The organism is Lentzea aerocolonigenes, assembly GCF_000955955.1.
GTDB lineage: Bacteria > Actinomycetota > Actinomycetes > Mycobacteriales > Pseudonocardiaceae > Lentzea > Lentzea aerocolonigenes_A.
This window is the reverse complement of record NZ_JYJG01000076.1, coordinates 64,764-77,958: the sequence shown is the minus strand read 5'-3', so window position 1 is coordinate 77,958 and position 13,195 is coordinate 64,764. Positions and strand designations below refer to the sequence as shown.

The following is a 13,195-nucleotide window of genomic DNA, read 5'->3' as shown; positions in this document are numbered from 1 at the left end:
CGGCAACGTTCCGGGCCACGCCACTAGCTGAGCTGGTCCACGATCTGCTTCGCCTGGTTCGACGGGATCGCGAACCCGATGCCCACGCTCCCGGCCTCACCGCTGCTCGACGCCGGCGAGTAGATCGCCGAGTTGATGCCGATCAGCTCACCGGCGGCGTTCACCAGCGCACCACCCGAGTTGCCGGGGTTGATCGACGCGTCGGTCTGGATCGCCTGGTAGGTAACGGGTTGCGCGCGGCGCGTCTCACCGGGCACGGTCACCTTGCGGTCCAGCGCGGAGACGATGCCGGTGGTCACGGTGCCCTGCAGGCCGGACGGCGAGCCGATGGCCATCACCGCGTCACCGACCTTCACGGAACTGGAGTCCGCCCACTTGATCGGCGTCAGGCCGGACACGCCAGAGGCCTGCAGCACGGCGAGGTCGGACGTGGGGTCCGTGGAGACGACCTTGGCCTGCACGGTGCGGCCGTCGTTCAGCGTCACGGTGACCTGGCCGCCGGCGGAGGCGACGACGTGGTTGTTGGTGAGGATCTTGCCGTCGGAGGACAGGATCACGCCGGAGCCGAGGCCGTTGCCGACGTTCACCTGCACCACCGAGGGCAGCACGGAGGAAGCAACCGACGACCAGTCCAATGTGGACGTGTTGGAGACCGTCTGCGCCGACACGGGGGAAGAAATCGACGGGGTCGAGTCGGGCGACGCGATGACCGCGCCCGTCACACCCCCGAACAACCCGGCGACGAGTGCCGCCGCGGTGAGCATCGGGGCCGTGCGGCGCCAGAACTTCGGCGCCGGGGTAACGGCGGGCTGCGGTTCCACCAGTGACCCGCTCATCGCGGGGAAGCTCTGCTCGGTCATGACTCCACGATGGACCGCCATCATGTGAGCAACCTGTGGGCCAAGCCAAATAAACCCTGATAAGAACTAGCTGAGAAGCAGCGAGGAGACATCTGAGGCCAGCAGCGGCGGCCCGAAGTGCGGCCCCTGCCCGCCCGTCACGCCCAGCGCCGCCAGCCGCGCGGCCTCGGCGTCGGTGCGCACGTCCTCGGCGTAGAGCGGCAGCCGCAGCATCGACGCCCACTGCAGCAGTGCGACCGACGCGCTCTCGTCGACGCGGTTCGCCCCGGAATCAAGCCCGTGCACGACGGCACCGGTGAACTTCACGCCGCTCAACGGCAGCTGCCGCAATCGGTCGACCCCGACGTTGCCGCCGTTCATCTGGTCCAGCACCAGGCCGATTCCGCGCTCGGCCAGGATCGTCAGCTCTTCCATCTGCTCGTCGTTCAGCAACGCCGGCAGGTGCTCGTGCAGCTCGAAGCGCAACAACGAAGCGGGCAACCCCGTCCGCTCCAGCACGCGGGCGACCTCGGCGACCAGTTCAGGCTCCTGGCACAACCGCGGCGGCAGGTCGAAGGAGAGCGCCGGCGTGGCAGCCCCCAGCGCCGAGTACCACGACGCAGCCTGCGCGCACGCCTCCGAAAGCGCCCAGTGCGCGAGCCGGACGATCATGCCGTTGGCCGAGGACTGGTCCATGAACATGTCGGGGCACAACACCCCGCGCTCCGGGTGGTTCCAGACGATCTTCGCCTCGAGGGCGATCATCGAACCGTCGGTCAACGAGTACACGGGCAGGTAGTCGACCCGGAACTGGCCCTCCTCCAGCGCACCGGGGATCGACGCGGCGAGCGCGTATCTCTCCTTGTCGCGCAGGTCCCGATCCTTGTCGTACAACGCCCACTGCGCCTTGCCGTCGCGCTTCGCCCAGCCGACGGTGACGTCCGCCGCGCGCAACAGGTCCACCGCGTCGCCACCACGAGCCGCCCGCGCCACGATGCCGACGGAGGTCGTGACGCCGACGCCGTGCGGGCCGATCCAGATCGGCTCCTCCAGCCGCGCGGTGAACTCCTCGACCAGCGCGATCACGCCCAGCACGTCGCGCGGGTCCTTGATCAGCACGCCGAACTCGTCCTCGCCGATCCGCGCGACCTTGCCGACCTCGCCGAACACCGCCCGCAGGTGCGTCGCGACCTGGTTCAGCACCCGGTTGCCCGCCTCGTGCCCGAACGCGTCGTTCACGCCGCGGAACCCGTCGATGTCGACCTGCACCAGCGCCAGCGCCTCCGGGCCCTTGGTGCCGACCGCGCCCTCCAGCCAGCCGAGGAACTGCGCACGGTTCGGCAGGCCGGTCTGCATGTCGTTGAGGCTCTGCCGCACGAGCTGCGTCTGCAGCGCGCGCATCTCGTTCATGTTCTCGATCATCGTCACGAAGTACGGGGGCGCGCTCTCCTGCTCGCGCACCAGCGAGATCGCCATGTGCGTCTGGATCGTCTCGCCGTCGCTGCGGATCATCCGCTTCTCGACCCTGATGTGGTCGAGCTCGGTCGTGATCAGCGTCTGGCCGATCTCCCGCAACGCCTCGCGGTCGTCGGGGTGCGCGAGCTCGCGCCCAGTGATCTTGTGCATGTCCTCGCGCTTGTAGTCGAGCATCGTCAGCAACGCCTCGTTGACGTCGATGATCTTGCCCTCGAGGTCGACCACCACGATCGGGAACGCGGAACTCTGGAAGATCGCCCGGAATTTCGCCTCGCTCGCCCGGACGGCGTTCTCCGCGCGGCGCATCGTGTTGATCGCGGCCGTGCGGCTGATCTCCTGCTGGTCGAGAGTGCGGTCGCGCAGCCCCTCCGCGTACCCGGCGGCGAGCGCGGCCAGCTGGCCCGGCGTCACCAGCTCGTGCTCACCGAGGTAGGAGAGCGTCTGCTCGAGCGTCGCCGAGGAGATGAAGTCGTGCTCGACCATCGACCGGCCGACCTGCCGAGCGTCGTCCGCTCCACCACCGAGCAACTGCTCGACGTAGCCGCCGAGCAGTTCCTGGAGCTTCTCGCGGGTGAGGTTCGCGAGGAGGGTGGTGGAGATCATCGCCGCCCAGTGGACGGCGTGCTCTCGGCTGTCGACCATGTTCATTCAGCTCAAGTGGCCATTCGTGGGGACCGGGGTGATCTGCTGATCGATCGTCGGACGCCAATCGATACGCCTGCGCAACCCACTTCCGCCAGATTCGGTCGAACGGGTGACATCCCCGCGCAGTACCACCACCGGGTGTGGGTCCAGCGAAACAGCTTACTGATCACGACTGGCCTGTCCAACCGAACCCGGATTCCCGGTCACGAATGGCTGGATTGGCGACGAATTCACTCGTTTGAACTAATGAATCACCTTCTCGAAGGCGAGCGGACCTATTGTCAGTGGGTCTGTGTCAACGTCGAACAGCGGCGTGTAGCCCGTCGCCAGGTACAAAGCTTTCGCCTCGGGCTGCCGCGGTCCGGTGGTGAGGTAGAGGCGGCGGTAGCCGAACGCCCGTGCCTCCTTCTCCAGTTCCTCCACGACCCGGCGGGCCAGGCCGCGGCGGCGGTGGCGTGAATGCGTCCAGATCCGCTTCAGCTCGGCGGTCTCGTCGTCGAAGCGTTTGAACGCTCCGCCCGCGACGGCTTGACCTGCCTCCAGGAGCAGCAGGAACTGCCCGTGCGGCGGTTCGAACACGTCCGCAGCGCGCTGCATTTCCTGTGCGCCCATTGGCCCGTAGCGAGTCGTGTACTCGTACGTGAGCTCAGCGACCAACGGCGCCGCGTCCGGATCCGACTGCCGGACGCGGCGCACTTCGAGAGTGGTCATGCGGCTTTGGCCCGGTCCCGCTTCGCGACCTCTTCGCGCACAAGGGGAATCACGTACCGGCCGAAGTCGATCGCGTCGTCCAGCAGGTCGTATCCGCGCGCCGACAGGATGTCCACGCCGAGGTCGTAGTAGTCCAGCAACGCCTGCGCGACCGTCTCCGGAGTTCCGACCAGCGCGTTGGAGTTGCCCGCACCGCCAGTCGCTTTCGCGGTGGGCGTCCACAATGCACGGTCGAACCGCTCACCTCGTTCCGCGACGGCCAGAAGTCGTTGCGAGCCGGTGTTCTCGGGGTTCGTCAGGGAATGCCTGCGGCTCAACGGTCCGTTCGCCTTCCGCGCCTCGATCCGCTCGACCGTCCGATAGGCCTTCTCCCAGGCCAGTTCCTCGGTCGGCGCGATGATCGGCCGGAACGCGACCTGGATCCTCGGCACGTCCTTGCGTCCGGCGTTCTTCGCGGCCTGCTTCACGGACTCGATCTGCTGGGCGGTTTCAGCCAAGGGCTCGCCCCACAGGCAGAAGATGTCCGCTTCCGCGCCACCCGCGGCATAAGCGGCGGGGGAGGAGCCGCCGAACGACACGCCGGGACGTGGTTGCTGCACCGGGAAAACGTCGCTCACGAAGTCCGCGAACTGGTAGTGCTCGCCGTCGTGGTCGAACGCGTTGCGGCTGATCCAGGCCTTCTTGACGATCTGGATGTACTCGCGCGTGCGGCTGTAGCGCTGGTCCTTGGTGAGGTAGTCGCCCTCGCGCTGCTGCTCGTGGTCGGTGCCGCCGGTGATGAAGTGCACGGTCAGCCGGCCGTCGCTGATCTGGTCCAGCGTCGCGAAGGTCTTGGCGGCGAACGTCGGGTACGAGACGTTCGGCCGGTGTGCCAGGAGGATCTGCAGCTTGTCGAGCTTCGACGCCAGGTAGGCCGCTGCCGCGGCGGGTTCCGGCGCGCCCGACCCGTACGCGAACAGCGCGCGGTCCCACCCGTGGTCCTCGTGCGCCCGAGCGAGCCTGATCGTGTAGTCCTTGTCGAACGCTCCACCCGACCGCGGTGTCGTCTCCGACCCGTTGTTCGTGGCTGCGATCCCGAGAAACTCAACTGGCATGGCCGATTCCCCAGAGCTGTAGGAGATTTAGGGGTGCGTTGAGGGAGACGCTCTTCGAGTGCACACCGGTCGCTCGCTCGTCGCAACGGTGTCCACAGAGCGGGATTTGCTTGCACGCGCGGGGTACTGTGGTGGTGTTCGCGTTGAGGGGCGCGGCTCGTTTCTCGTTGAACTCCAACGGAAAGACGCGCATGCGCTCACTCGTCGTCATCGGCGGCGGTCCTCGTGCCGCCGGCCTGCTCGAACGCATTGCCGCCCAATCGCCGACGCTGGACCTGGCCGTGCACGTCATCGACCCCTTCCCGCCTGGTGCGGGACGGGTGTGGCGGCGCGCGCAGTCACCGTTGCTGCGAATGAACTCCATGGCCGAGGACGTGACGGTCTTCACCGATGCCAGCTTCGACGGCGTTGGTCCTGTTCGTCCCGGTCCGTCGTTGTCGGAGTGGGGTGACGTCGACCCGGCGTCGTTCCCGTCACGTCAGGTGCAGAGCAAGTACCTCGCCTGGTTCTTCGACCACGTGAGGGAATCTCTGCCTCCGAACATCTCGGTGACCGTGCATTCCGCGCGTGCGTTGAAGGTCGTCGGCAACTGGGTGTGGCTGGACAACGGGGAGTCGCTCCAGGCTGACGTCCTCGTGTTGGCGCTCGGGCACCTCGACGCCGAACCGGAGCCCGAGCACCTCAAGCTCGCCGAACACGCCTCGGAGCACGGCCTGGTCTACGTGCCGCCGTTGTACTCCGCCGATGCCGATCTTTCTGAGGTCACGGGAGACGTTGTGCTGCGCGGGTTCGGGCTCGCGTTCATCGACCTGATGGTGTTGCTGACCGAGGGCCGTGGTGGCAGGTACGAGCGCGTTGACGGCTTGTTGCGGTACGTGCCGTCAGGTTTGGAGCCGCGACTGTTCGTGGGCTCGCGCCGTGGCGTGCCGTATCACTCGAAGACCGGCTACCGGCTGCAGGGAACCAGGCCTTCGTTGCCTTACTTCTTCACCGCGGAGGCGTTGAAGAGCGATCTGGACTTCCGGGCGGACGTGTGGCCGTTGATGGCCAAGGAGATCGCGTGGGGTTACTACCACGAGCTCTTCACCGGCCATCCCGGTCTGGTGCGGATGCCGTTCGTCGAGTTCGCCACGTCGTTCGCCGGTTTGGACTGGTACAGCGACGAAATGCGCGAGCTGGAGCTTCTCGCGGTACCCGACCCGGCCGACCGCATCGACTTCGAACGGCTGGACCGTCCGCTGACCGGCCTGACCTTCTCGTCCGGCGAGGAGTTCCAGGACCACCTGCGCGCGTACATCGAGGCTGATGTGGCCCGCCGCTCCGATCCCCGGCACAGCGCGGATCTGGGTGCTTTCCTGGCCCTGCTGTCGGTCTACGGGCAGATGGCGCAGGTGATGCCGCACGACGGCTGGTGGCACGGTTACTTCAGCTACCTCGCCTCCGGTCCGCCGCCGGACCGGCTGGAGGAGCTGCTGGCGTTGTCACGTGCGGGAATCGTGCGGTTCGTCGGCGCCGACATGTGGGTGGACGCGGTCGACGGGGCCTTCCTGGCGGGCAGTCCGACCACGCCTGACGTGGTGCGCGCCAACGGCCTGATCGAGGCGCGCCTGCCCACGCATTCGTTGTCCCGCACGGCTGATCCCGTGCTGCAGTCGTTGCGCGCGGTCGGTGACGTCTCCGAGGACGACGCCGGGCTCGTCCGGGTGTCTCCGGAAGGACGTCTGATCAACGATCGAGGCGAAGAAGACCCGACGCGGTTCGCCGTCGGGCCTTACACGACGGGCAGGGCGTTCGCGGCCTTCGCGCGACCGCACACCAACGCGCCGGCGTTCCGGCAGAACGACGTGCTGGCGCGGGAGATCCTGAAGGTGTTAGGCGACTGAGGTGTAGCGCCCCTGGTGCCGCACCAGGGGCGTGGCGATGTCGGAGTGCGTGATGTCGAGCGGTTCGCCGACGAGCGCGATGTGATCACCGACCGCGATCCTGCGCGCGGTCCGGCACCGCAGCCGCACCGGCGCGTCCAGCAGCCACGGCACGCCGTCCTCGTCTGGCCGCCACCGGGTTTCGGCGCCGAACCGGTCGACGTTCTTGGTGGCGAACAGGTCCGCGAGCCCGGTCTGGCCGGCGTCCAGCAGGTGCACGGCGAACAGCGGCGCGGTTCGCAGCACCGGCCACACCGAGGCGCCCTCGCCGATCCACACGACGACGAGAGGCGGCTCGAAGGACGCCGAGGTGAACGACGACACCGTGGTGCCGACAGGTCCGCCGGACCCGGTGGCCGTGACGATCGTGACGGCCTGGGCGTGGTGCCTCAACGCGTTGCGCAGCTGTTCCTTCATCGCAGCACCTTCAGGGCTTCCAGGTCGAAGGAGGTGACGTCGGCGGGCAGCGAGGCCTCGTTCAGGAACACCGCTTGTGGTACGACAGCCCCCAGCTCGGCGAGCACCGGCCGCAGATGCACCTCGACGGCCAGCGCGTGCTTGTCCGACGCGGCGATCTGGAGCGGTACGACGATCTTGCCGCGCAACCATCCCGGCGGCGCCTGGTCCAGCACGGCCTTCAGCAGCCCGGTGTACGCGGCCTTGTACGTCGGCGTGGCGATCACCAGGACATCCGCCTGTCCCAACGTCTCCAGCGCGGCGTTGATCGTGTCCGGTTGCGTGAACACAGCCGGTGCCAGCTCAGCCGCCTCCACCACAGGTCCCTCGACGGGCACGCCCAACGTCGAGGCCAGCGCCTCGCGCAGAGCCAGGGCCGCCTGCAGCGTGCGCGAGGCGGGCCGCGGGTTGCCGACCAGAACACCGATCTGCGTCATGCCTTCAGCACAGCCGCAAGCCGGAGGACCGTCAACCCGCGTCCACCACGCGAGATCAGTGCGAAATCTCCTTGGCAACCCACGAGTTGACGGCATCGACTCGCGCGTAGATCGCGGGATGCTTCGGCCTGGCGCAACCAACGCCCTTCGACACCAGGCCGATCAGCTTGCCGCCCGCGACGAACGGGCCACCGGAGTCACCGTTGCAGGCGTCGATCCCGCCCTCCTGGTGACCGCCGCACAGCATGCTCCTGTTCTCGTAGAAGTCGTTGCCCTCGTCGTCCTCGCCCCAGAACACGCGGCACGTCTCGTCCTCGAGGATCGGGATCGACGCCTTCATCAGATAACCGTTGGTGCTGCCGCCTTCCTCGACCGCGCCCCAGCCCATCACCGTGGCCGACCTGCCCGGCTGGTAGAGAGCGCGGTCGGCCGCACCGGCCATCTTGATCGGCTTCTGCTTCAGCGAACGGTCGAGCGTGAGCACGGCCGAGTCGAAGGAGATGCCGTCGTACTTCGGGTTGATGACGATCTTGGTGAGCTTCGCGACCACACCCTCGTCGGTGCTGTGGACGTTCTCGCGTCCGGCCACGACCACGCGCTTGTTCAACGGGATCGGCTTCGGCCCGGTCACACCTTCGTCCACGCAGTGCGCGGCGGTGAGGATCTTGTTCGGGGCGACGACCACACCTGTGCAGTGAGGGTCGCGCGTGTCGGCCGGAGGAGCCAGGTACACCGCGAACGGGTTGTCCTTGATGGACGCTCGCGTGCCTCCGACCACCTGGACGGACGGATCCGCGACCGCCGTGCCCGCCATCGCGAGCACGAGCAGGGCCGTCGCGATTCCACCTCGTGAGAACATTCGCCGTTCCTTCCGCGCGGGAACATCGGTTACGCGGCAAGGAACGGCGGATGTCTCGTCTCAGTTCGCCTCTGTAACTTAGGAGACCGCCTCGGCCGCGGCACGACCGGCGACCCGTCCGGAGAACAGGCAGCCGCCGAGGAAAGTTCCTTCCAGCGCACGGTATCCGTGCACGCCACCGCCACCGAAGCCCGCGGCCTCACCGGCGGCGTACAACCCCGGTAGCACCTCGCCGGAGTTGTCGAGCACCCGCGACGACAGGTCGGTGTGCAGGCCTCCCAACGTCTTCCGGGTGATCACCGACAACCGGACTGCGATCAGCGGACCCGCCTTGGGGTCCAGCAACCGGTGCGGCTCGACGACGCGGATCAGTTTGTCCGTGAGGAAGTGCCGCGCCGCGCGGATCGCGTTGACCTGCATGTCCTTGCCCAGCCCTGAAGTCACCTGCCGGTCGCGCTCGACGATGATCCTCTCCAGTGCGGCCGCGTCGATGCGCGAGTCCCCGGTCAGTGCGTTCATGCCGCGTGCGAGGTCCGCGACCGTGCCGGCCTGGATGAACTCCTCGGACTTCTGCGCGAACGCCTCGACCGGCGCCACCGCACCCGGCAGCGCGCGCTTGAGCACCGCCCGCGTGTCCTTGCCCGTCAGGTCCGGGTTCTGCTCGGAGCCCGACAGCGCGAACTCCTTGCCGATGATCCTCTTGTTCAGCACGAACCACGAGTGCTCGTGGCCGTGCGTCGTGATGTGCTGCAACGACCCCAGCGCGTCGAAACCGGGGAACAGCGGGATCGGCAACCGGTTGCCGTCCGCGTCGAGCCACAGCGGCGACGGGCCGGGCAGGATCCGGATGCCGTGCCTGCCCCACACCGGCGCGTAGTTCGCGATGCCCTCGGGGTAGTGCCACATGCGGTCGGCGTTGATGATCGACGCGCCGGCCTTCTGCGCGACCTCCATCATGTGCCCGTCCACGAAGTCCGGCACCCCGGACAGCATGAACTTGGGCGGCGTGCCCATGCGTTCCGGCCAGTTCTTGCGCACCAGGTCGTGGTTGGCGCCGATGCCACCGGACGTGACGATCACAGCCTGCGCATTGAGTGAGAAATCGCCGATGACTGTGCGGGAACTGGGTTCGGCACGGCCGACCGCGGACGGCTCCAGCACCTCGCCGGACACGCCGTCGCACGCGCCGTTCGTGACGTTGATGCCGGTGACTCGGTGGCGGAACTTGAGCGTGACGAGCCCCTTCGCCACCCCCTCGCGCACCCGGCGCTCGAACGGCTCGACCACGCCAGGCCCGGTGCCCCAGGTGACGTGGAAGCGCGGCACCGAGTTGCCGTGCCCGCTCGAGAGGTAGCCACCGCGTTCGGCCCACTGCACCAACGGGAACCAGCGCACGCCCATGTTGTGCAGCCAGCTTCGCTTCTCACCGCTCGCGAAGTCCACATAGGCCTGTGCCCACAGCCGTGGCCAGTGGTCGCTGTCGCGGTCGAACTGCGCCGAGCCCAGCCAGTCCTGCAGGGCGAGGTCGTGCGAGTCCTTGACCCGGAGCCTGCGCTGCTCGGGGGTGTCGACGAGGAACAACCCGCCGAACGACCACCACGCCTGGCCGCCGAGGGTCGCTTCCGGCTCCTGATCCAGGAGGATGACCTTGCGGCCCGCGTCCGCGAGCTCTGCGGTCGCGACGAGACCGGCGAGGCCCGCGCCGACGACGATGACATCCGCGTCATGTGCCATCGAGCGAGCATAGATCCACCGCTGGTCATGCACGAGACCTGAGCTATTTTCATATCTGGGGAGTTGATTTTCGATGAGCTTTCGACCTGCTGCCGAGGTGGGCTTCAGCACCAGGACCACCCGCTTCGTCGCGCCCGGCTCAGTGACGAACGGCGAGTTCGGCCTGTTCGAGTGGCGGATGGAAGCCCGCCAACCCGGTGCGCGCCCCCACTTCCACAAGACCTTCTCCGAGTCGTTCTACGTGCTCGAAGGCGAGATCTCGCTGTACGACGGCGACGAGTGGATCAAGGGCGGGGAGGGCGACTTCCTGTACGTGCCGCCGAACCGGCCGCACGCGTTCCGCAACGACAGCGACGCGCCGGTGCGGATGCTGATCCTGTTCTCACCGGGGATCGCCCGCGAGAACTTCTTCCTGGAGGTCGGTGAGGCCAAGGGGCTCGATCCGGAGGCGCTGGCCGCCTTCTACGCCCGGCACGACCAGTACAACCTCGACTAGGGATGCCGCCGACCGCCACTACCGGTGAGGGGGGTCTCCGGACGTGCCGGCCGACGGCGGGTTGACCGCGGCGCGAGCACGCAACGCCTGCGGAAGGACTTTTCCAGCCTGGGGGTGCCGGATCGTCCTGGCGAGCAGCTCGAGCGCCCGCGGCCAACCACATTGTTGAACGTACAACCGGAGCGTTGTGTTCCGGTTGGTTTTGACTGTGACCGGGCTCAATTCCTTCAGGTTCGCTTCAGGTTCGGCCGGGGTATGTCACCTGGTGTGACGGATGCACTGCCCACGATCACGGATCTCGCCGAACTGGTCGGCTTTCTGGGTGACGACGTCTACGTGCGCTGGTCGAAAGGCCCGGACGCGGACGCCGCCTCGGCGTCGCGCGACTCGTTGACCGGCGTGGAGCTGCCGGGCCTGTCCGCGAGCCCGCTGCGCATCGAGCCGTGGTGGGGCGAGCGCTCCCGTGAGCTGTGGGTGGCGCGCCGCCTCTTCGACTACCGCCACCTGCGTGACCTCCGCGGCCCGGACGTTCGCGCGTGGGTGCTGCGCGGCGCGTTGGTGGGCCGTGGGCCGGACAACGAGCCACTGGTCCGTTGCCTCGAACCGTTGGCGTGGGTGGCCGACACCGCGTTGCAGGAGTGCATCGACCTGGTCGAAGCCCAGCAATCAGACGAGTGGGGTCCGCTCGACCGCTCTAGCTGAGATCGTTGAGCTTGCGTTCCGCGGCCTTGCGAGCCTTCTCCGCCGCATTCGCGACCCGCTTGGCGTCCTCCAGCCGTTCCGCGGCCCGGTCGAACGCCCGCTGCGCCGCCAGCTGGTCCGCCTGCGCCTCCCCGAGCGCCTGCTCGGCCTCGTCCAACGCCTGCTGCGCCTCGGCCCGCTTGCGCTCCTGCCGCTCCCGTCGCTTGCGGGCCAGCGCGTCCTCACCGTCGTCCGGCGCGGGTTCCGGCACCGGCAGCGCGAAGCCGAACCCCGAATATTCGAGCGACTTCGTGAGGTGCCCGTTGCGCACCTGCTCGGCCGACTCGGGATCGGACATCGCGGCCGTGAGCGTGTTCCGCACCTGCGTGACGGCGTCGTCCGCGAGCGGCCCGGTCAGCTCCAGCGTCCGGTAGACCAGCGCCTCCAGCAGCTCCTTGCGCTTGCGCCCGAGCTCTCGCATGGTCAGCTGCGCCGTCGACAGCCCCAGTGCCTCGTCCAGGCCCTTCGGCGCGTCCCTGACCAGCCGGTTGACGGCCCACGCGCCCACGGTCGGCTTGCGCAGGTCCGCGATGGCCTTGGCGAGGTCCTTGTCGTCGGCCTGCTTGGCGGCGGCGTTGCGGGCCGCGGTGAACTCCTTCGGGGACAGCCCGTAGAGCTCGTCGGCGACCAGCTTGAGGTCCATGCGCGCAAGGTAGCGCCTGATCAGCCTCCAGTCCTGCGGAACGAGTAGCTCTACCGATGTGTCGGTGACCTGCGCGAGTGCATTCTCTGCCGATGAGACCCGCTGCGAACCTCGCGCTTCAGCTCGCCGCGCTGACGGCGGCAGTGGTGTTGCGCATGCGCTGGGGCGGTCTGGAGACCTTGTTCTTCATGATGACGGTCATCGGACCGGTGCTGGCGCTGGTGCCCACCATGCTGGCGATCGCCCTGCTGAGGTCCCGGGTGCTGTCGTGGCACGTGTGGGTGCCGTTCGCCGGGATGTCCGCAGGGACCCTGCTGGCGAGTTTGTTCTTCGGCGGTGACAAGAACTTCGTCCTGACGTGGATCCCGGCGCTCGAGCTGCTGGGGGTGTCCGGCCCTCGCTCCGAGTGGGTGGGGTTGACCGATTCCGTCGGGATGGCAGGGCTCTGCGCGTTCCCGGTGTTCCTGGTGTGGGCGCTGGCCGCCATCTTCGTGTTCAACAGACCGCGTGCGGCGAGCGTTGAGAGAACAAGCCCCTGAATCGGGTAAACAGGATGGGGAGATGCACACCAGGTGGAGATGGATCCTGTTCGGGCTCGGTGGCGCGGTTGCCGCCAGCGGGCCGATCGCGATGGCGGGCGGTCCCTGGTACGGCTACGTCTTCGGCGGCCTGTGGTCGTTGATGGGCGGCACGGTCGCGTGGCGCAGTTTCCGGATGGGAACGAAGCTCACGTCCGACGGCATTACGTCGAACAGCCTCGATCGCCAGGCCGCCATTCAGTGGTGCGATGTCCGAACAATCGAGCCCAAAAGACGCCGAAACCTGATCTTCTTCCACACGATCGCGCCGGCCGTCCGTCTGCACAACGGCACAGAGGCGCTCACGGAGCTGAGTCTGCTCTCGATCAAAAAGGATTCAGTGCCCGAGCGGACGGCAAACCACGTCCGGCAACTCGAACGCGCGCTGAAAGCACACCGCGCGACCTGCCCGACGTGCGGAGCGCAGCCGAAACCCCTCGCGACCGGCCAGGGCCTCGTCGCCCGCATGCGGGCGAGATTGAAGTCGCTATTCGGCGGGAATAGCGATCAATCCATCGTCCGGTGAGGTCAGCCCGTTACACACCGGCAGTGTTCACCGTTGAC

At 67.7% G+C, this 13,195-nt stretch carries 14 protein-coding genes; 5 read left to right on the top strand and 9 right to left on the bottom strand.

From position 1 onward, the window contains the following. Positions 1 to 23: 23 nt before the first annotated feature. From UK23_RS13325 to UK23_RS13310, 4 genes are all read right to left on the bottom strand, one after another. Positions 24 to 860 (bottom strand): S1C family serine protease, encoded by an 837-nt coding sequence (locus UK23_RS13325; RefSeq protein ID WP_045311779.1) that lies wholly within the window; start codon positions 858 to 860, stop codon positions 24 to 26. A gap of 66 nt (positions 861 to 926) precedes the next feature. Beyond that, entirely contained in the window at positions 927 to 2,957 is a 2,031-nt protein-coding gene (locus UK23_RS13320; protein WP_196777721.1) for a putative bifunctional diguanylate cyclase/phosphodiesterase, read from the bottom strand. A 246-nt stretch (positions 2,958 to 3,203) separates the two neighbouring features. Then, complete coding sequence (locus UK23_RS13315) at positions 3,204 to 3,671, bottom strand: GNAT family N-acetyltransferase (RefSeq protein ID WP_045311778.1); 468 nt, start codon at positions 3,669 to 3,671, stop codon at positions 3,204 to 3,206. Further along, a complete protein-coding gene (locus tag UK23_RS13310) occupies positions 3,668 to 4,765 on the bottom strand; it encodes an LLM class flavin-dependent oxidoreductase (RefSeq protein ID WP_045311777.1) in 1,098 nt (365 codons plus the stop codon). The genes UK23_RS13315 and UK23_RS13310 overlap by 4 nt, the downstream gene beginning before the upstream one ends. A gap of 191 nt (positions 4,766 to 4,956) precedes the next feature. Between UK23_RS13310 and UK23_RS13305 the strand changes: the two genes are divergently transcribed. Beyond that, the gene (locus UK23_RS13305; protein ID WP_045311794.1) at positions 4,957 to 6,648 is read left to right on the top strand and encodes an FAD/NAD(P)-binding protein; all 1,692 of its coding nucleotides are present in this window, start codon (positions 4,957 to 4,959) and stop codon (positions 6,646 to 6,648) included. Here the strand turns inward: UK23_RS13305 and UK23_RS13300 are convergent. The 4 genes from UK23_RS13300 to UK23_RS13285 form a co-directional block, all read right to left on the bottom strand. Then, on the bottom strand, positions 6,637 to 7,104 hold the full coding sequence (locus tag UK23_RS13300) for a flavin reductase family protein (protein WP_045311776.1): 468 nt from the start codon (positions 7,102 to 7,104) through the stop codon (positions 6,637 to 6,639). The two genes, UK23_RS13305 and UK23_RS13300, sit on opposite strands and share 12 nt — an antisense overlap. After that, a complete protein-coding gene (locus UK23_RS13295; protein WP_045311775.1) occupies positions 7,101 to 7,580 on the bottom strand; it encodes an NADPH-dependent FMN reductase in 480 nt (159 codons plus the stop codon). Before UK23_RS13295 ends, UK23_RS13300 begins: the two co-directional genes overlap by 4 nt. A gap of 55 nt (positions 7,581 to 7,635) precedes the next feature. Continuing rightward, a complete protein-coding gene (locus UK23_RS13290; RefSeq protein ID WP_045311774.1) occupies positions 7,636 to 8,439 on the bottom strand; it encodes a S1 family peptidase in 804 nt (267 codons plus the stop codon). Between the two features lie 78 nt (positions 8,440 to 8,517). Next, a complete protein-coding gene (locus UK23_RS13285; protein WP_045311773.1) occupies positions 8,518 to 10,173 on the bottom strand; it encodes an FAD-binding dehydrogenase in 1,656 nt (551 codons plus the stop codon). A 73-nt stretch (positions 10,174 to 10,246) separates the two neighbouring features. Between UK23_RS13285 and UK23_RS13280 the strand changes: the two genes are divergently transcribed. Beyond that, positions 10,247 to 10,669 carry a cupin domain-containing protein gene (locus UK23_RS13280; protein ID WP_045311772.1) on the top strand — a complete coding sequence of 141 codons (423 nt, stop codon included), beginning with the start codon at positions 10,247 to 10,249 and terminating at the stop codon, positions 10,667 to 10,669. A 267-nt stretch (positions 10,670 to 10,936) separates the two neighbouring features. Then, positions 10,937 to 11,371 carry a DUF6098 family protein gene (locus UK23_RS13275; RefSeq protein WP_231114493.1) on the top strand — a complete coding sequence of 145 codons (435 nt, stop codon included), beginning with the start codon at positions 10,937 to 10,939 and terminating at the stop codon, positions 11,369 to 11,371. On the opposite strand, the gene UK23_RS13270 is transcribed toward UK23_RS13275, so the two are convergent. Next, positions 11,364 to 12,053 carry a hypothetical protein gene (locus UK23_RS13270; protein WP_052684625.1) on the bottom strand — a complete coding sequence of 230 codons (690 nt, stop codon included), beginning with the start codon at positions 12,051 to 12,053 and terminating at the stop codon, positions 11,364 to 11,366. The genes UK23_RS13275 and UK23_RS13270 overlap by 8 nt on opposite strands. 92 nt (positions 12,054 to 12,145) lie before the next feature. On the opposite strand from UK23_RS13270, the gene UK23_RS13265 reads away from it, so the two are divergent. After that, positions 12,146 to 12,592: a hypothetical protein gene (locus tag UK23_RS13265; protein WP_045311770.1), complete on the top strand. Its 447-nt coding sequence runs from the start codon at positions 12,146 to 12,148 to the stop codon at positions 12,590 to 12,592. Positions 12,593 to 12,614: 22 nt separating this feature from the next. Next, positions 12,615 to 13,157, top strand: a complete 543-nt coding sequence (locus tag UK23_RS13260; RefSeq protein ID WP_045311769.1) for a hypothetical protein — start codon at positions 12,615 to 12,617, stop codon at positions 13,155 to 13,157. The last annotated feature ends 38 nt before the right edge of the window (positions 13,158 to 13,195 follow it).